Genomic DNA, 17602 nt, shown 5'->3' with positions numbered 1-17602 from the left:
GTGGAGGCGGTTTCCCGGGCGGCGCTTGGTTCCCGGGCACGGGCTGCCGGCGCTTGCTGGGAGTGGGTGGCGCGTGGTCGCCGGTGGCCGACGTCCCCTGGCGCCCGGCGGCACGCGACCCGTGGTTCCCGGCGGCGGGTGGGCCGTGCTACCCGACAGCAGGCGGCCGGTGGCGGCCGGCGGCAGGCAGGCCGTGGCGGCCGACGGTAGGCGGCCGGTGGTCGCCGGCGGCACGCGGGCCGTGACGGCCGGCGGCGGGTGGGCCACGATTCCGAGCAGCGGGCGGCGTGGGTTTCCCGGAGACACCCGGCACCCGTTTCCTTGGGACCGCTGGCCGGTGTTGCCCGGGTGCGGGCAGCGCTAGGCACGGCCTCGTTTGAAGCGTTCGGCGAGCACCGGATCGGACTCCCACCAGAGCGCGCCGCCCTGCTCGTCGGGCTGCTCCTCGATCGCGTCGAGTTCGCGGTCGACCTGCTCGGCCTGGCGTTCGTCATCGCGCATCCAGCGGGTGAACAGGGCGCCGACGAACGGCAGGCCGGCCAGGTCGCCGCCGATCCAGAGGATCCCGGCGCCGATGATCTGGTCGGTGTGCAGGTCGGGCCCCCACGTCCGGCCCAGCGCCTCGTAGTACCCGGCGGCGCGCAGCGGGCCGAGCCACAGGATCAGGCCGAGGGCCGCGTCCACCAGGACCTCGGCGAAGCTGATCCCGAACGACACCAGGTGGTGGTCTTCGCGCGGGGTCGGGTCGAGCCGGAGTCTGGTCCAGAAATAGCCGAACCCGCAGCAGATCAGGGCGAGCCGGACCACTTCGTCGATCGCCGCGTGCCGCAGGGTCAGCTCGTACAACGGCGTCAGGTACAGCACGAGCGGCGGCACGATCAGCAGCACCGTGATCACGAGCGGGAAGGTGAGCGCACGCGCCGCGCGACCGCGGCCGATCCGCCGAAGCTTGTCGGCGAAGGGCGCGACTGCCAGCACCAGCGAAAGGGGGGCGCCGAGCGCGAGCAGCAGTGGAGTGACCATCAACAGCACCACGGTCTGTGTTGCGCGCACCCAGAACAGCGTGTCGTCGTACACACCGAGGAAGGAGCACGTCAGGACCAGCACCGTGGCCAGGCCGGCGAGGAAAGCCGTGGTCCGGCCGCGGGGCCAGGCAGGGACCCGCCGCGCGGCCAGCAGATAACCGGCGCCGAGCACCACGACAAAAACGACAGCCGGGACATCAATTGTCCAAGCCGTCCAAATCCGCCCCCAGGAAAGCGGTTCGATCATGCCACGAAATACACCAAACTACCGATTCCGGCGACCACACAGTAAATAGCGAACGGGGTCAGCGTACGCGTCTCGAAATAGGACGTCAGGAATCGCACCGCGATATACGCTGCGATTCCGGCCACCAGGCTGCCGACCAGCGCCGGGCCGAGTGACGCGTGGTTCTCCGAGGTGAACAGGCTCGGCATCTTGAGCACCCCGGCGGCGAGAATCACCGGCGTGGCAAGAAGAAACGCGAACCGGGCGGAATCCTCGTGATCGAGCCCGCGGCGCAGGCCGGCCACCATCGTGATGCCGGAGCGGCTGATTCCGGGGAACAACGCCAGAATTTGCGCCGCGCCGATCAGCACCGCCTCGCCGACGCCGAGCTTGGACAGTCGCCGGTCGGAGGCCTCTTCGACGCTCACCGCACGCATCGGCATCGTCACCTCGGCGGAGAAGTCGATGGTTTGCTCGGCGGCGACCGGCATCGGCTCCTTCTTCGCGCCCGCGCGGCCGAAGCGCTCCACTGCCAGCAGCACGGCGCCGTTCAGCGCGAGGAAAATCGCGGTGGGGATGGGTTTTCCGAGGAAGTTGCGCAGCGCGCTCTCCAGCAGCAGCCCGGCGATGCCGACCGGGATGGTGGCCAGCACGAGCAGCCACGCGAGCCGCTGGTCGGGGTCGACGACCTCCCGGTCACGGATCGACGTCCACAACCCGCGCAGGATGCGCACCCAGTCCCGCCAGAAGAAGACGACGAGCGCGATCGCGGTGGCCACGTGCATGGCGACCAGAACCGCGAGGTAGGGCGAATCCTTGCCCATGCTCAGATCGTTCGCCCACGAACCGCCGACCCAGGCCGGCAGCAGAATGGAGTGCCCAAGACTGGATACCGGGAACAATTCGGACACGCCCTGCAAGGCGCCGACAACAACCGCCTCGAGATATGTCACAGCGGACATTGAGGACCTTTCCACAAACGCGACGCACGGGCATTCGCCAAGAAAGTACCTGACGCCACCTCCGCCGGGACCAGGTGGCATCGGGCACCCTGTGAGCCATGGACGACCTGTACCCGCCGATCCAGCCGCACGAATCGGGCCTGCTCGACGTCGGTGACGACAACCTCGTGTACTGGGAGGTCTGCGGGAACCCGGACGGAAAACCGGCCGTCGTCGTCCACGGTGGGCCCGGCGCGGGCACCTCGCCACTGTCACGCAGGCATTTCGACCCCGAGGCTTACCGGATCGTCCTGTTCGACCAACGCGGCGCCGGTCGCAGCACGCCGCACGTCAACTCCGGCGGAGCCGACCTGTCGGTGAACACCACGTGGCATCTGGTGGCCGACATGGAACGGCTCCGCGAGCATCTTGACATCGAACAGTGGCTGGTGCTCGGCGGTTCGTGGGGTGCCACCCTGGCGCTCGCCTACGCCGAGACGCACCCGTCCCGGGTGAGCGAACTGGTGTTGCGCGGGGTGTTCACCGCCAGCCGTCGCGAGCTCGACTGGATCTACAACGGCGGCGCGGCACAGCTGTTCCCGGAGTACTGGGCGGAGTTCCTCGCTCCGGTGCCGGAGCACCGGCGAGACGATCCGCTGGCCGCGTACGCCGACTTACTCGATGACCCCGCGAAGCGGGATGAGGCGGCCGTCGCATGGAGCGGTTGGGAAGGCGCGATTGTCGCGCTCGTCCCGCAGGACCGGTATGTGGCGGAGTACAGCCAATCGCCGTTCGCGCTCGCCTTCGCCCGGACCGCGTTGCACTACTTCGCGCACGGCGCCTGGTTGGCCGACGGGCAGCTGATCCGCGACGCGGGCAAGCTCGCCGGCATCCCGGGGCGCATCGTGCAGGGCCGCTACGACGCGATCTGTCCTCCCTCGACGGCCTACGCGTTGCACCAGGCCTGGCCCGGGTCGCAGCTGGTGCTGGTGAGTTCCGCCGGTCATTCCGTAGCCGATCCGGGAATCGCCGGGCAGCTGCGTGCGGCGACGGACCTGTTCAAGCCGTAGTAAACGTACCTTGCTTCGGGGCTGGCTTACGCGGCGACGGCAGGCGGCCGGGGACTAGATCCGGCCGCCGCTGGCGGTGTCGCCGGACAGTCGCTGCGCCAGATAGACCGGCACGGTGGACACCACGATGAGCACCGCCGCGACCACGTTCACGACCGGGGCCTGGTTGGGGCGGAACAGGTTGTCCAGGATCCAGATCGGCAGCGTCTGCAGCCCGGCGCCGAGGGTGAACGTGGTCACGATGATCTCGTCGAACGACAGCGCGAACGCGAGCAGGCCGCCTGCCAGCAGGGCCGAGCGCAGCATCGGGAAGGTCACCAACCGGAACGTCGTCACCCCGTTCGCCCCGAGGTCCGCGGACGCCTCCTCGAGGTTCCCGCCCATCCGCCGCAGGCGGGCGACCACGTTGTTGAAAACCACGACGATGCAGAACGTCGCGTGCGCGATGATCGCGGTCAGCAGGCCAAGATCGATCCCGAGAATGGTCCGGAAGGCGTTGTTCAACGCGATCCCGGTGACGATCCCCGGCAACGCGATCGGCAGGATTATCAACAGCGACACCGAATCCCGCCCGAAGAACCGGTACCGCTGCAAGGCGAACGCGGCCATCGTGCCGAGGACGAGTGCGATGGCGGTGGCGGACACGCCGGCCACCAGGCTCGTCCACAACGCGCTGAGCACCCCGGCGTTCTCGACCGCCCGGCGCCACCATTCCAGCGTGAAACCCGAAGGTGGCCAGCCGAAGGCGGGATCCGAGTTGACCGAGTTCACCAGCACGATCAGCAACGGGATGTAGATGACCGCGAGCCCGACCACCAACGCCGCGCGCAGCACGTACCTCGTCGTCTTCGAGAAGTTCACAGGTTCTCCAAGGCTCCGGTGCGCCGCACGGCGGCCAGGTACCCGAGCATGATCACCACGGGCACGGTGGCGACAGTCGCGGCGAAGGGCAGGTTGTTCGCGGCGCCGATGTTGTCGTAGACGACATTGCCGAGCATCTGACTGGCCCCGCCCACGATCTTCACCGTGATGTAGTCGCCCAGCGACAACGAGAACGTGAAGATCGAACCGGCCACGATCGCCGGGAACGTGAGCGGCAGGACCACCGACGTGAACGTTCGCCACGGCCGGGCGCCAAGGTCACCGGCTGCATCCACCAGCGAATCGGGCAGCCGGTCCAGGCCGGCATAGATCGGCAGGATCATGTACGGCAACCACAGGTACGACAGGGTGATCACCGTGGCCGGCACCCCGTAGCCGGGCGTCGCGCCCAGCAGCCAGGCCCACAAACCGTTGCCCGACAACATGACCCGCCACGAGTAGGCCTTCACCAGGTAGCTGGCCCATAGTGGTGTCATCACCGCGATCACCAGGATCCGCTGCGCCCGCGGTGAGCAGAACTTGGCCATCGCGAACGCCATCGGGAACGCGATCACCGCGTCCACCACCGTCACCAGCGCCGCGATGCCGACCGTGCGCAGGGTGATGGTGCGGTAGACGTCTTCGGTGAACAGGGAGCGGAAGTTGTCCACCGACCAGGACGTCACGACCTGGCCGGTGAACGAATCCGTACTCCAGAAGGCGGTGACGAACAACGCCGCCAGAGCGCCGAGGTAGGCCAGCCCGAGCCACAGCAGCGGAGCCGACAACAACAGCCCCAGCCGCAGTTTCGGCTTGCGGTAAAGGAAACTCGAAGCGCCGGCGGCGAGGCTCATGCTCAGCCCTTGATCTCGGTCCAGGCGCGCGTCCAGTCTCCGTAGTCCTTGCACCGCACGTCGGTGCGGCCGTCGAGACACTGGGCGATCGGCGTGGTCCAGTAGTAGATCTGGGCGGCGTAGGCACTGTCACCGGCGTGGTAGGTGTCGCAGAACTTGGCGTCCGTGGTCTGCGCGCAGGCCTTCGAGTTCGCCGGTGACTCACCGAAGTACTCGGCCACCTCGGCGTTCACCTTCGGGCTGATGATGTAGTCCAGCCATTTGTACGCGCACGTCTTGTGCTGCGACTTGGCCGCCACCATCCACGTGTCCGACCAGCCGGTCGCGCCCTCGCTCGGCAGGATGGACTGCAACGGCGCACCTTCGTCCGCGGTCACGTTCACGGTCACCTGCCAGGCCGTGCCCAGTACCGAGTCGCCGTTCTTCAGGGCCTGGCTTTCCTTCAGATAGTCCGACCAGTACTCGGAAATCAGTGGGCGCTGCTGCTTGAGCAGGTCCACCGCGGCGTTGAACTGCTTGTCGTCCAAGGCATACGGGTTCTTGATGCCCAGCCCCGGGTTGTGCTTCATCAGGTAGAGCGCGGCGTCGGCGATGTAGATCGGCGAGTCGTAGGCGGTGATTTTGCCCTTGTACGGCGAGTTCACGTCGAACATCGACGACCAGGACGTCGGCGCGGGCCGCACCTTGTCCGTGCGCCAGGTCAGCAGGTTCGCGCCCCAGCCGTGCGGGATCCCGTAGGACACGTTGTTCACGCTGTTCCACGACTTGTTCTTGAGGAAGTCGAAAACGTCCGCGTAGTTGGGCACGAGGCTGGTGTTCACCGGTTCCACGTCACCGGACGCGACCAGCCGCAGCGAAGCGTCGCCGGAAGCCGAAACGACGTCGTACTCGCCGGTCTTCATCAGGTTCACGGCCTCGTCGGAGGTGCCGAACGTCTTGACGTTCACCTTGCACCCGGTCTGCCGCTCGAACGGCGTCACCCAGTTGACGTTCGGGTCGTTCGATCCGTTTTCCGCGTAACCGGGCCACGCCAGCACGTTCAGCGCGCCTTCGGGCTGGCCGAGCTGGGCCAGTGGTTCCAGTTTGGGCGGAGTGAATCCCGCCCCGCCCGCGTTCGACGTGCCGGGGCTCGACGTGCCGCAGGCCGCGATCGCGGTACCCACGCACACCAGGCCGGCGAGCAGACGCAGGGTCCGGCTGTTACGCATCGGTGTGCTCCTTGTCCTCTGGGATCCGGAAGTTGTGCTCCTGCCGCCACACCAGGCGGACCCGGCCGTCGGCAAGCTCGGGGGCGCGGTCGCTGTTCTGCCGCACCGCGGACAATTGCCCGCCCGCGTCGAGGGAAACCACGTAGCGGATGGTGGCGCCGGCGTAGTGTGTCGCGGTGACCGTGCCGGTTGCGCTGACCTCCCCGGGTTCGGCGGCCGAGGACAGATCGGGATCGAGGTGGATTTTCTCCGGCCGGATGCTGTAGGTCCCGCCGCGCCCGATCACCGCCTCCGCGCCACGCCCGGACAGCAGGTTCGAGGTGCCGACGAATCCCGCCACGAAAGCGCTTGCCGGATGTTCGTAGATCTCGCCGGGGGTGCCGGTCTGTTCGATCCGGCCGTCGTTGAACACTGCGATCCGGTCGCTCATCGTCAGCGCTTCGTCCTGGTCGTGGGTGACGAAGATGAACGTGATGCCGACGTCGCGCTGGATCTGTTTGAGCTCGGTCTGCATCGCCTGGCGCAGCTTGAGGTCCAGCGCGCCCAGCGGTTCGTCGAGCAGCAGCACCTTGGGCCGGTTGACCAGCGCCCTGGCGAGCGCGACCCGCTGCCGTTGCCCGCCGGAAAGCTGGGAGGGTTTGCGTGCGGCGAAGTCTTCGAGCCGGACGGTGCGCAGCGCCTCGGTGGCGCGTCGTTTGCGTTCCGCGCGTGGCACCCGCTTCACCCGCAGGCCGTATTCGACGTTCTGCTGCACGTTCATGTGCGGGAACAGCGCGTAGTCCTGGAAAACTGTGTTCACATCGCGTTCGAAGGGCGCCAGCCGGGTCACGTCGCGGCCGGCGAGTTCGACCGAACCGGCGGTCGGCAGGTCGAACCCGGCGATCATCCGCAGCACGGTGGTCTTGCCGGAGCCGGACGGGCCGAGCATCGAGAAGAACTCGCCCTCGGCGATCTCCACGTCGATCCCGCGCACGGCGACGATGGGGCCGAACTCCTTACGCAGCCCGGAAAGCCGGATCGCGGGCGCACCGGCGCCGGTCTTTTGCGCCGCCTCGGCCGCGGCGGGTGCCTGGTTGGGCGACATCACGACCACGCCGTCATCACGTGCTTGATCCGGGTGTAGTCCTCCAGCCCGTAGAGCGAAAGATCCTTGCCGTAGCCGGATTTCTTGAACCCGCCGTGCGGCATCTCCGCGACGAGTGGGATGTGCGTGTTGATCCACACGCAGCCGAACTCCAGCCGGGCGGCAAGCCGCATCGCCCGCGAGTGGTCGGTGGTCCACACCGAGGACGCCAGGCCGTACTGGACGTCGTTGGCGTTGGCCAGCGCCTCGTCCTCGTCGGCGAAGCTCTGCACGGTGATCACCGGGCCGAAGACCTCCTGTTGCACGATCTCGTCGTCCTGGCTCAGTCCGGAAACGACGGTGGGCTGGAAGAAATAGCCTTCGTCGCGGGCGCGCTTCCCTCCGGTGTGGACGGCGGCGTGTGCGGGCAGCCGGTCGATGAACCCCGTGACCTTCGCGAGGTGACCAGCGCTGTTCAACGGCCCGTAGGCGACATCGGGGTCGTCGGGCAGCCCGGTTCTGGTGCCCTCGGCCTGCGCCGTCAGTGCGGCGACGAACTCGTCGTGGATGTCCTGGTGCACAAGAACTCTGGTCGCGGCCGTGCAGTCCTGCCCGGCGTTGAAGTACCCGGCGGCGGCGATCGCTTCGGCGGCCGCGCCGATGTCCGCGCCGGGGAAGACGAGCACCGGCGCCTTGCCGCCGAGTTCGAGGTGCACCCGTTTGACGTCCGCAGCGGCGGAGCCCGCGACCTCCATCCCGGCACGCACCGAGCCGGTGATCGAAACCATCGCCGGGATCGTGTGCTCGATCAGCGCCCGGCCGGTGTCGCGGTCACCACAGACGACGTTGAACACGCCGGGCGGCAGGAACTCGGCGGCGATTTCGGCGAGCAACAGTGTCGACGCGGGTGTGGTGTCGGAAGGCTTGAGCACCACCGTGTTCCCGGCGGCGAGCGCGGGCGCGATCTTCCAGATGGCCATCAGCAATGGGTAGTTCCACGGCGTGACCTGCGCGCACACGCCGACCGGTTCACGGCGCACGAAACTGGTGTGCCCGGCCATGTATTCGCCGGCAGCGCGACCTTCGAGCGCCCTGGCCGCACCGGCGAAGAAGCGGAGCTGATCAGTGACCATCGGCATTTCCTCGGTCTTGGTCAGCACGATCGGCTTGCCGGTGTTCGCCGACTCGACGCGCACGATCTCGTCCGCGCGGGCTTCGACGGCGTCGGCGATCCGCAGCAGCGCGAGCTGGCGCTCCCCCGGCGTTGTCTCACGCCAGGTCTCGAACGCCTTCGCGGCCGCGCGTAATGCGCGGTCGACGTCCTCGGCGCCGGCGACCGGGGCCGTGCAGTACGGGCGCCCGGTGACCGGATCGATGATCTCGGCAACTCCGCCGCCCTGGGGTTCCATGTACTCGCCGCCGATGAAGTGCTTGAGCTGTGCCACGAACGGCCTCCCTGGTCCACGGCCGGATTGCGCTAAAACATATAAGACCAGTTTTCATATGACAAGATGGTGAGGCAGGATTGACAAGGCGGGCACCCGATCAGAGCAAGGAGCGCGATGCGCAGGACGTTGAAGTCACCCAGCGCGAGAGCCGTGCTGTTCGCGCCGCTGGACCAGACCGGCCGCGTCGAGGCGGTCACCAGGCGCCTGGTCGACGCGATCCACCTCGGTCTGCTCGCCGACGACGAACAGCTCCCCAGCGAAGCCGAACTGGCCGCACAGTTCGGCGTCTCCACTGTCACCGTTCGGGAAGCTCTTGTCGCGCTTCGCCAACAGGGCCTAGTACAGACGCGACGCGGTCGAGGCGGCGGAAGCTTCGTACGCGCGCCGAAGGAGGAAGCGTCGTGGCGCGACAGGTTGCGCGACGTGTCGATGAGCGAGCTTCGCGACATCGGCGACCACTACGTCGCCATCGCGGGCACGTCCGCGAGGCTAGCCGCCGAGCGCAGCTCGGCCGAAGACATCATGCGGCTGACGCTCGCGGCCGACGATCTGGAGCACGCGAAAGGCGCCGCGGCGTCGCGAGCGGAGCGTCAGTTCCACCTCGAAATGGCCGCCGCCGCACAGTCCCCGCGATTGACCCGGCAGGAGGTCGGCCTGCAAAGCGAGCAGGGTGCGCTGCTCTGGCTGCCGCTCGGCGACGAACCGCACGTCACCGCCTGCGCGGAGCATCGCGCGATCACGGCGGCGATCGGCGAAGCCGACGGAGATCTTGCGCGCAAGCTCACCGAAGAGCACATACTGAACACCATCGACCGGCTGGCCGAGCTGCACCTGGACCTGCTCGGTCCCTGATCACCAAGGGGCGGCCCCGTGAACCACACCCGCACGCTGGCAGGCGACGAGCTCGTCGAAGAGGTGTCCGCGCTGGTGGAGGGCGTCTTCGGCAGGCTGAAGCCGGTCGTGGCCGGCGCGGAGGCGATCCTCAACTCCGATGGCCCGGTGCAGGCCGCCCACCTCGACGGGCTGCGCCCGCAGATCGCGCAGGCGCTCGGCGGGCTCGTCGTCGGCGCGGGCTTCATCGCGGCCCCGGACACCCTGGACGACCAGCGGTTCGGCTTCGAATGGTGGACCGGCAACGGGGAAAGCGAGCCGGTACAGGTCTTCATCAGCCTCGACCCGAACAGCGAGCGCTTTCTCGACTACACCCGCCAGTCCTGGTTCACCGTGCCGCGCGACTCCGGCCGCCGCCACATCACCGGCCCGTACGTCGACTACCTGTGCACCGACACCTACACGCTGACGTTCACGATTCCCGTGCGCCGCAACGGAAAGTTCGCCGGAGTGGTGGGCGCCGACGTGGTGGTCCGCGAGCTGGAGCGCACCGTGCAGCACAAGCTGCGGGCGCTGCGCGGGCGTGCCGCGCTGGTCAACGCGCAGAGCCGGGTGATCGCCTCGAACAACGCGCGACAGGCCACCGGTTCGCTGGTGCGCAACCCGGACATCCCGAGCTGGTGGGCCTCCGGCGCCACGGCGATGGCCGACGCGGCGATGACGTTGCGCCGCTGCGGCGACTCGACGATCGCGTTACTGGTCACAGCCTGAGGTCGTGGTATGCGTCCACAAGGGACGGTCCGTACCAGGTCAGGTAACGTCCGGACACCAGCGTGTACGGCACTTCCGGGAAGGCCTCCGGGCCGTCACCGGCGGTGAACTCGTACGGCTCGTCCGGCAGCACCAGCAGGTCGGCCGTGCCGTCGGCGAACCACGAGCGGAGCTCGTCCAGCTTCGGCCGCGGGTACCTGTCCTTGTGCTCGCCATACACAATGGACACTCCACGTCTGCGCAGCACATCACCGGCGAACGTGTCCCGGCCGAGGATCACCCACGGCTTGCGCCACACCGGGACCACGGCGCGCCTGCGCACCGGCGGCGTCTCACGCCAGAGATCCTCCGCGTGCACGAGCCACTCCGGCTCGGCCAGGTCGAAAGCCTGGGTGAGAATCCGGCGCAGCGAGGCGAGCGCCTGCGGGACCGTGGCCGCAGCCTCCATCACCCAGACCGGAACACCGTTGGCCCGCAGGCGTTCCACGTCCTCGGGCCGGTTCTCCTCGGAGTTGGCCAGTACCAGGTCGGGCACCAGTTCGAAGACCCTGTCCAGCTTCGGATACTTGGAGCCGCCGATCCGCGGGACATCCAAAGTGGACGGATGCGTGCAGTAATCCGTTGCCCCGGCGAGCACCCCCGGCACGGAGACCGCGATCGCCTCGGTCAGCGACGGGACCATCGACACGACCCGCTGCGGGCGGCCACGCAGCGGAACGTCCTCGCCGAGATCGTCAAACAGTGTCATCGATGTACTCCAGCAACACATGGCCGTGGCAGGGCTGCGGATCGCACCAGCAGCCCAGCGCCCGGCCGTTCAGCTCGCCGGTCCGCAGCCGCCGTACGAGGTCGGGCTTTTCTTCCAGGTACTCGCGGTAGTGCGCGATCATCGCCTGCCGATCGGATCTCGCCTCGCGGACAAAAGGATTCGCGAAATCGGACTCGGGCCAGGAATGCCTGTTCCCGGCGTGCCCGATGTACGTGATCAGCCCCTGCTCCACCAGCCAGGGCACGAGATGCTTGTGGGGCCCGGATTTGCGCACGTTGACCACGACCGCATGGCCGGCCCGCACGCGCTCGGCCAGTTCCGTCTCCCGCTCCGTCCAGTCCGCCATCACGCACGCTCGAACGAAACCTTCCGCCTGTCGACGTCCACCGAGAGCAGCCGGACGGTGATCCGCTCGCCCTCCGGCAGGTTCGCGCCCGCGCATTTGGCCATCACCGGTGGATCCTCCACCATGATCTCGGCCTTGGCCTCGTCCGCACGCAGTACCACGGCTTCGAACGTACCGCCGATGTGCTCGGCCAGCATCCAGGACTCGACCTGATCGATGCACGCCCGCTCGACCCGCGCGGCGTTCGTGTCCGACGCGCTCATCAGTTCCGGCAGGCGCGGCAGCGCGGCCCGTACCCATAGCGGAACCGGCTCCCCGGCGGTGACAGCCAGGCAGATCTCGGTGGCGTACCTGTCGACGAGGCGCCGGATGGGCGCGGTGACATGGGCGTACGGCGCGCCGATCCCGGCATGCGTGGTCGAGGCGGGCAGTTCGCCTTCGAAAGCGGTGTACCCGGCGCCGCGCAGCAAGCGAGTGGAACACGCATACAGCGCCATCGCCTCCGGGCGGACCGGATCGAGCCGGGACAACAGTTCGGAGACGGTGACGTCGGCAGGCCAGCCGATGCCGAGCGCCTGCGCGGACTTTCGCAACCAGCGCACGGAATCGGCGTCCGCGTCCGGCAGGGTGCGCAGCACGCCGACCCGGGCTTCGGTCATGATCGAGGCCGCGCACATCCCGGTCAGCAGGGACATCTCGGCGTTCCACGCGTCCACCTCGTTGCGTGTCCGCATCGCGAGCACCCAGCCGTCGCCGGCATCACCGCCGATGGCCGGTTCGGGCAGTTGCAACTCGACCGCCCCCCGGCTCACCGCGAGCTCACGGCGGAGCCTGCCCAGCCGCGCCAAGGCCGCCACCGACGGATGCGCCGTGCCCGTCTCGAGCGCCGCCTGGACCGTTTCGTAGTCGAACTGCTCGGTGGACCGGACCAGTGCGCGCCGCACTCTGACCGCTGTCGGCTCCCCACCGGAATCGACGTCGATGGTCCACAACACCGCCGGCCGCGTCTCGCCGGGCAGCAGGCTGGCCGCCCCTTCGGACAGCACCGGCGGGTGCAGCGGCACGTTGCCGTCCGGCAGGTACAACGTCTGGCCGCGACGGCAGGCCTCACGATCGACCGGCCCGCCGGGGGTCACGAAGGCGCCGAGATCGGCGATCGCGTAGTGCAACCGGAAACCCGCGCCGCGCCGCTCGATCGCCATCGCCTGGTCGAGATCCTTGGCACCAGGCGGATCGATGGTCACCAGCGGTAGTTCCGTCGCGTCCTCGCGGGGCCCGTGCTCGCGCGGATCCATCGCCGCGGCCTCGGCCTCCGCCAGCACGTCGGCCGCGAAGGACTCCGGCAGCTCGAACTCGGCGCGCAGGCGGCCGAAGTCGCCTTCCGCCGGATGCGTCCGAACCGGTTGAGGCACACAAGCACCCTAACCCGCCGGGGGCCGGTTGATCCCTCGATCGAGTAGGGCCACTCGGGTGTATCTTCCCCGACAACATTGAAAACCGATATCATTTTCGATTCAAGCAGAGGAGTGGTGCGCCGTGAAGATCGCCTTCGTGGGCAAGGGTGGCAGCGGAAAGACGACGCTGACCTCGCTGTTCACCGCCTACGTCGCGGGTTCCGGGCATCCGGTGCTGGCCGTGGACGCCGACATCAACCAGCACCTGGCCGTCGCGCTGGGCGCCACCGAGGAGGAAGCGGCGGCGCTGCCGACGCTCGGCGAGCACCTGCCCGCGATCAAGGACTACCTGCGCGGGGACAACCCGTTGATCGCCGGCGCGGACGCGATGATCAAGACCACGCCGCCGGGCCGGGGCTCGCGGCTGGTGCGTCCTTTCGAGGACAACCCGATCTTCGCGGAGTGCTTCCGCGAGATCGGCGGTGTGCGGCTGGGCGTGACGGGCCGGTTCACCGAGGACGACCTCGGCGTGGCGTGCTACCACTCGAAGGTCGGCGCGGCCGAGCTGTTGCTGAACCACCTGATCGACGACGCCGGTGAGTACGTGGTGCTGGACATGACCGCGGGTGCGGACGCGTTCGCTTCGGGCCTGTTCACCCGCTTCGACGTGACATTCCTGGTCTGCGAGCCGACCCGGCGCAGCGTCGGCGTGTACCGGCAATACGCGGACTACGCGCGCGACTTCGGCGTGCGGCTCGCGGTGGTCGGCAACAAGGTCACCGACGACGAGGACGTGGAGTTCCTGCGCGAGCAGCTCGGCGAGAACCTGTTGTGCTGGCTCACCGGCTCCGGGCACGTGCGCGCCGCCGAACGCGGCCGGGCCCGGCCGATCGCCGCGCTGGAGCCGCACAACCTCGACGCACTGGCCACCATGCTGTCCACTGTGGACTCGACGCCGCGGGACTGGGACCGGTTCCATCGCCAGGCCGTGGAGTTCCATCTGCGCAACGCCCGCTCCTGGGCCGGGGAAGACCTGGCGGCCCAGGTCGATCCCGAGTACGTGCCCGGCCCGCCCGCGCTGGCCGGGCGCTGAGAGATCAATCGGAAAAAGGAGAAACCGTTGTCCCTGGACGTACCCGCCGCCCTGCTCGAACGAGCCGAATCCGGCGCGGTGAACGACGAGGAGTTCGTCGCCTGCGTGCGTGACTCACTGCCCTACGCGTGGCAGGTGATCAGCCAGGTCGCCGCCGATCTGGAGGGCGCCGACTTCGCCGACCACGCGACCCCGCCCCCGAGCGAAACCGAACGCGGGCAACTGCTGCGCGCGCTGGCTTCCGACGCGATCCGGGGCGGGCTGGAGCGGCACTTCGGGATGAAGCTCGCCTTCCAGAACTGCCACCGCGTCGGCGCCTTCCGCCCGGCCGCCGTGGACAGCGCGGCCTACCGGGAGTTCATCTCGCCCGCCGGGCAGTTGCGCAACCAGAGCCCGGAACTGCGGGACTGCTGAGTTCCGGAAGGGCCGGCTTCCCCGGGGTTTCCGCCGGGGAAGCCGGCCCTTCTGCTCAGTTACCGCTCCATTTGCGGTCTTCCTCGTCGGCCTGTTTCGTGCGCTCCTTGGCGATCTCGAGCGCGCGCTTGGCCGTGGCCTCGTCGGGATACGGGCCCAGCAGATCGATCGAGCGGGACCGTTCGAGGTGCTCCACCTCGCCGGTCCGCGTGTTGTAGTACCAGCCCTGGTCCGGGTTCGGATCGTTGACCATGCCACGAGCTTCGCACCCGCGGGCGCCTGTGTCATCAGGACGACGGCGGGAACAAGGCCCCAAACCCTCAGTAAACCATTCCCCCATTGGTGATGGGTGTCGCTACCCTATTGGGCGCTCTGACGCGGCATGGTGCGATCATTTCGTCTCGTGAAACGGATTTCGATCAAGGTGATGTCCGCCGTTCTGGTGGCTACCCCGGCTTGCTGGATCATCATGTCGACGCTGCAGGGGAACGGAGCGGCCTGACCTAACCAGATCCAGTGCCGCCGCCTTCCCGAGCGGATCGCCGCACTGCTCCGCGAGATCGACCGCCTCGGTCGCCGCATCCAGCGCCCCTTCGAACTCGCCCAGCCGCAGGTACGCCTGGGCGAGCACGCGGAGTGCGGCGCCGGTGCGGCGCCCGTCCCGCTCGTGGCGATGGACCTCGACGGCCTGCGCGCAGCGGTCGACCGCCTCGGCCGGGTCGCCGTTGCCGTCCAGATGCAGCTCGGCCAGCCTGGTCAGCGCTTCGCCGCGGCATTCCGGCACCCCGTCGAGCGCGGCCTCGTAGTGCTTGCGCGCGGTGTCCGCATCGCCGAGGCCGTGCCGCACCTTTCCCAGCCACAAATGGGCTTTCGCGCTCCCGGGTCGGTGACCGAGGCGGTCGAACAGCGCGAGCACCTGGCCGAACTGCCGCCCCGCCGGTTCCAGCCGTTCCCTGGCGAACCAGGTCGCCCCGATGTTGTGCAGGCAGATCGCCTCGCCGAGCACGTCGTCCTGTTCCCGGCTGATCGCCAGCGCACGCTGGTGCCAGGACTCCGCGTCGGCGAACCGGCCCAGATGCTGGTACACACACCCCAGGTTGTTGGCCAGCATGGCCTCCCCGACCCGGTCACCGTCCACTCTGGACGATCGCACCGCGAGCTCGTTCAGTTCGGCCGCCTCGTGCGGGTCGCCGTACCGGTTCAGCACGTCGTCGAACAAGCCGATCAGCCGCCAGACGTGGGCATGCAGCCCCTGCCCCGCCAGATACCGGCTGACCGCGACCACCTGTGACCGATGCTCGACACACCAGTCCAGAGCGTCCTCGGCCCCGACGAACGTCGACGGCACGGCCGGGGTCGCGGAAACGAGCGGGGAGACCTCGGTGAGATACGGGGCGACCCAGCGGATCGCGGCCACGACCGTGCCGAGGTAGAAGTCGGCCATCCGGCGCACCGCGGCGGATCTTTCCGCCTCCGTCAGCTGCTGCGCCGCATCCACGACATGTGCGTGCACGAGGTCGTGCAGCCGGTGCGAATCACCGGTCACCTGCTCGACGAGATGAGCGCCGAGCAGCGCCTCGAAGGCGTCCTCGGTTTCGGGCCGGGACATGCCGGCGATCGCGGCCGCCGCGGGCACACCGATGTACGCGCTGGGATGCAGTCCCAGGAACGTGATCAGCCGGTTCGCGGGCGGGTCGAGCGCCGCGCACGAGGACGCGAAGACTGCGCGCAAGGTCTGTTCGCCGCCGTGGTCCTTGGCATTGAGCAACCGACGGCGTGATTCGGCGCCGAGCTTGTCGGTCAGGACACGCACCGACAGCTGCGAGCGGGTGGCCACGTACTCGGCGGCGATCCGCAAGCCGAGCGGCAGGTCCGCGCACACCGCCGCCAGCTCGTCGAGCACCTCGCTTTCGTCCGCGACCCGTGCGTCGTGGATGCGCCGCCGGAGCATGGTCACCGCTTCCTCGCGGGGCAGCGCCGGCACGGTGACCTGGCGGGCGTCGGCGACGCCGAGCTTGCGTCTGCTCGTGATGAGCACCGGGCACGGTGCAGTCGCTTCCAGCAGCGGAGCGATCTCGGCGGCATTCGCGACGTTGTCCAGCACGACGAGCGTGCGGGTGCCCCGTAACCGATGCCGCAGCATCATCACGCGCCCCGCAAGCTCCGCGGGAACGTTCTCGACCCCGAGAACGGTGAGAAAGCGCGCGAGCACTTCGGCGGGCTTGGCGGGGTTGTCGGCGCCGTAGCCGTTGATGTCGTAGTACAGCTGCCCGTCCGGGAACCTCGGCGCGGCCGTGTTGGCCCACCGCTTCGCGATCGCCGTCTTCCCGGCTCCGCCGACACCGTGCAGCACGACCACGGCGGGCACGCCGGACAACCACTCGTCCAGCGTCCGCAAAACGTGCTCCCGGCCGAGCAGCTCCGGAACATCCCGCGGCAGCAAGGAAGGCGGTTCCGGACGCCCGAACGCCGCCGCCGGCGGTTCGCCCGCGATCAGATCGCGGTACACCGCCGCCAGCTGCGGTCCGGGCTCGGCGTCGAACTCTTCTCTCAGCCGGCGGGAGAAACGTTCGTAGAAGCTCGTGACGCCGGCGGCCTCATCGACGACGATCAGCCCCCGCATGTGCAACTCTGCCAGCGTTTCGTCGGTGTCGTATCGCCGCAACAGTGCTTTCGTCTCCTGCACGACCTTGTCGTGGTGCTCCTTCGCCAGCCTGGCTTCGAAGTACGCACGGCACGCCGGAATGAAATCCTCCTGGAAGATCCGGTCCGCCTCCTGGCGCGCCCACGGCAACGGCACGTTGGCCAGCACACCGTCTTCCGGCCACATCTCGAGCGCTTCGGAGAGAATGTCGATCACACCCTGATGATCGCCTTCCCGCTGCCTGGAACGGCCTTTTTCGCACAGTCCGCGGAAACGGTAATAATCGACGATGCTCAGGTCTATGTTCAGCCGGTAATTGCCATTGCCGCCGGTAACGGTCGGCGCCGCGGACGTCTGCTTCAGCACTCTCCGCACGCGCGACACCAACCGCTGGACCTCCTTGTTCGGCTGCTTCAGGTCCACCTCGTCGTCCCACAGCCACTGCTGGATGCGGTCGCTGTGCACGTGCTTATTCGCGTGCATGAGCAGTATTGCGAGCAAACCGCGACGCTTGACCGAACGCAACTCCGCCAGCGCGCTTTCCGGTGCTTCGACGCGCAGCGGTCCCAGGATCTGAAATTCCACTGGTACCCGCCCCCGAAACTGGGCTGCAATTCACTGCCTCCGCACAGCAGTGTCACTCC

Annotated in this window: 17 protein-coding genes; 5 read left to right on the top strand and 12 right to left on the bottom strand. The window is 68.4% G+C overall.

Going from position 1 to position 17602, the window contains the following annotated elements:
* Positions 1 to 360: 360 nt before the first annotated feature.
* The gene (locus VHD82_RS16275; protein ID WP_414637524.1) at positions 361 to 1272 is read right to left on the bottom strand and encodes a cytochrome c oxidase assembly protein; all 912 of its coding nucleotides are present in this window, start codon (positions 1270 to 1272) and stop codon (positions 361 to 363) included.
* Complete coding sequence (locus tag VHD82_RS16270) at positions 1269 to 2213, bottom strand: undecaprenyl-diphosphate phosphatase (RefSeq protein WP_325703680.1); 945 nt, start codon at positions 2211 to 2213, stop codon at positions 1269 to 1271. Before VHD82_RS16270 ends, VHD82_RS16275 begins: the two co-directional genes overlap by 4 nt.
* 98 nt (positions 2214 to 2311) lie before the next feature.
* On the opposite strand from VHD82_RS16270, the gene pip reads away from it, so the two are divergent.
* The gene (gene pip / locus VHD82_RS16265; RefSeq protein ID WP_325703677.1) at positions 2312 to 3262 is read left to right on the top strand and encodes a prolyl aminopeptidase; all 951 of its coding nucleotides are present in this window, start codon (positions 2312 to 2314) and stop codon (positions 3260 to 3262) included.
* Positions 3263 to 3316: 54 nt separating this feature from the next.
* On the opposite strand, the gene VHD82_RS16260 is transcribed toward pip, so the two are convergent.
* From VHD82_RS16260 to VHD82_RS16240, 5 genes are read right to left on the bottom strand one after another with little or no spacing between them, the layout of a single operon-like run.
* Complete coding sequence (locus tag VHD82_RS16260; RefSeq protein WP_325703674.1) at positions 3317 to 4123, bottom strand: ABC transporter permease; 807 nt, start codon at positions 4121 to 4123, stop codon at positions 3317 to 3319.
* Positions 4120 to 4977: an ABC transporter permease gene (locus tag VHD82_RS16255; RefSeq protein WP_325703671.1), complete on the bottom strand. Its 858-nt coding sequence runs from the start codon at positions 4975 to 4977 to the stop codon at positions 4120 to 4122. Before VHD82_RS16255 ends, VHD82_RS16260 begins: the two co-directional genes overlap by 4 nt.
* 2 nt (positions 4978 to 4979) lie before the next feature.
* A complete protein-coding gene (locus VHD82_RS16250) occupies positions 4980 to 6185 on the bottom strand; it encodes an ABC transporter substrate-binding protein (protein ID WP_325703668.1) in 1206 nt (401 codons plus the stop codon).
* A complete protein-coding gene (locus VHD82_RS16245) occupies positions 6178 to 7269 on the bottom strand; it encodes an ABC transporter ATP-binding protein (protein WP_325703755.1) in 1092 nt (363 codons plus the stop codon). Before VHD82_RS16245 ends, VHD82_RS16250 begins: the two co-directional genes overlap by 8 nt.
* Positions 7269 to 8693, bottom strand: a complete 1425-nt coding sequence (locus VHD82_RS16240; protein WP_325703665.1) for a gamma-aminobutyraldehyde dehydrogenase — start codon at positions 8691 to 8693, stop codon at positions 7269 to 7271. The genes VHD82_RS16245 and VHD82_RS16240 overlap by 1 nt, the downstream gene beginning before the upstream one ends.
* Before the next feature lie 117 nt (positions 8694 to 8810).
* Here VHD82_RS16240 and VHD82_RS16235 point away from each other — a divergent pair, with 117 nt between their 5' ends.
* Positions 8811 to 9548 carry a FadR/GntR family transcriptional regulator gene (locus tag VHD82_RS16235; RefSeq protein ID WP_325703662.1) on the top strand — a complete coding sequence of 246 codons (738 nt, stop codon included), beginning with the start codon at positions 8811 to 8813 and terminating at the stop codon, positions 9546 to 9548.
* Between the two features lie 18 nt (positions 9549 to 9566).
* Positions 9567 to 10298, top strand: a complete 732-nt coding sequence (locus tag VHD82_RS16230) for a cache domain-containing protein (protein ID WP_325703659.1) — start codon at positions 9567 to 9569, stop codon at positions 10296 to 10298.
* Here VHD82_RS16230 and VHD82_RS16225 read toward each other — a convergent pair.
* Genes VHD82_RS16225 through VHD82_RS16215 form a run of 3 tightly spaced genes read right to left on the bottom strand, consistent with a single transcriptional unit; the run spans position 10288 to position 12825 of the window.
* Positions 10288 to 11046: a helical backbone metal receptor gene (locus tag VHD82_RS16225; RefSeq protein WP_325703656.1), complete on the bottom strand. Its 759-nt coding sequence runs from the start codon at positions 11044 to 11046 to the stop codon at positions 10288 to 10290. The two genes, VHD82_RS16230 and VHD82_RS16225, sit on opposite strands and share 11 nt — an antisense overlap.
* Positions 11033 to 11413 (bottom strand): DUF4326 domain-containing protein, encoded by a 381-nt coding sequence (locus VHD82_RS16220; RefSeq protein ID WP_325703653.1) that lies wholly within the window; start codon positions 11411 to 11413, stop codon positions 11033 to 11035. Before VHD82_RS16220 ends, VHD82_RS16225 begins: the two co-directional genes overlap by 14 nt.
* Positions 11413 to 12825 carry an RNB domain-containing ribonuclease gene (locus tag VHD82_RS16215; RefSeq protein WP_325703650.1) on the bottom strand — a complete coding sequence of 471 codons (1413 nt, stop codon included), beginning with the start codon at positions 12823 to 12825 and terminating at the stop codon, positions 11413 to 11415. The genes VHD82_RS16220 and VHD82_RS16215 overlap by 1 nt, the downstream gene beginning before the upstream one ends.
* A 124-nt stretch (positions 12826 to 12949) precedes the next feature.
* Here VHD82_RS16215 and VHD82_RS16210 point away from each other — a divergent pair, with 124 nt between their 5' ends.
* Positions 12950 to 13900, top strand: a complete 951-nt coding sequence (locus tag VHD82_RS16210; RefSeq protein WP_325703647.1) for an ATP-binding protein — start codon at positions 12950 to 12952, stop codon at positions 13898 to 13900.
* A 27-nt stretch (positions 13901 to 13927) separates the two neighbouring features.
* The gene (locus VHD82_RS16205) at positions 13928 to 14314 is read left to right on the top strand and encodes an SCO5389 family protein (RefSeq protein WP_325703644.1); all 387 of its coding nucleotides are present in this window, start codon (positions 13928 to 13930) and stop codon (positions 14312 to 14314) included.
* A 55-nt stretch (positions 14315 to 14369) separates the two neighbouring features.
* Here VHD82_RS16205 and VHD82_RS16200 read toward each other — a convergent pair whose 3' ends face one another.
* Positions 14370 to 14567, bottom strand: a complete 198-nt coding sequence (locus VHD82_RS16200) for a hypothetical protein (protein ID WP_325703641.1) — start codon at positions 14565 to 14567, stop codon at positions 14370 to 14372.
* Between the two features lie 138 nt (positions 14568 to 14705).
* Positions 14706 to 17543, bottom strand: coding sequence for an AfsR/SARP family transcriptional regulator (locus tag VHD82_RS16195; RefSeq protein ID WP_325703639.1), 2838 nt, complete (start codon positions 17541 to 17543; stop codon positions 14706 to 14708).
* Between the last annotated feature and the right edge of the window lie 59 nt (positions 17544 to 17602).

Origin of the sequence: Amycolatopsis sp., from assembly GCF_035546795.1 — a bacterium.
GTDB lineage: Bacteria > Actinomycetota > Actinomycetes > Mycobacteriales > Pseudonocardiaceae > Amycolatopsis_E.
The sequence above is the reverse complement of the archived record's forward strand: the minus strand, read 5'-3'. Positions and strand labels throughout refer to the sequence as shown.

Coding starts and splice junctions, on each gene's coding strand:
- VHD82_RS16225 (WP_325703656.1), bottom strand. CDS start 11,046: ATGACACTGTTTGACGATCTCGGCGAGGACGTTCCGCTGCGTGGCCGC.
- VHD82_RS16255 (WP_325703671.1), bottom strand. CDS start 4,977: ATGAGCCTCGCCGCCGGCGCTTCGAGTTTCCTTTACCGCAAGCCGAAA.
- VHD82_RS16200 (WP_325703641.1), bottom strand. CDS start 14,567: ATGGTCAACGATCCGAACCCGGACCAGGGCTGGTACTACAACACGCGG.
- pip (WP_325703677.1), top strand. CDS start 2,312: ATGGACGACCTGTACCCGCCGATCCAGCCGCACGAATCGGGCCTGCTC.
- VHD82_RS16270 (WP_325703680.1), bottom strand. CDS start 2,213: ATGTCCGCTGTGACATATCTCGAGGCGGTTGTTGTCGGCGCCTTGCAG.
- VHD82_RS16250 (WP_325703668.1), bottom strand. CDS start 6,185: ATGCGTAACAGCCGGACCCTGCGTCTGCTCGCCGGCCTGGTGTGCGTG.
- VHD82_RS16220 (WP_325703653.1), bottom strand. CDS start 11,413: ATGGCGGACTGGACGGAGCGGGAGACGGAACTGGCCGAGCGCGTGCGG.
- VHD82_RS16245 (WP_325703755.1), bottom strand. CDS start 7,269: ATGTCGCCCAACCAGGCACCCGCCGCGGCCGAGGCGGCGCAAAAGACC.
- VHD82_RS16275 (WP_414637524.1), bottom strand. CDS start 1,272: ATGATCGAACCGCTTTCCTGGGGGCGGATTTGGACGGCTTGGACAATT.
- VHD82_RS16235 (WP_325703662.1), top strand. CDS start 8,811: ATGCGCAGGACGTTGAAGTCACCCAGCGCGAGAGCCGTGCTGTTCGCG.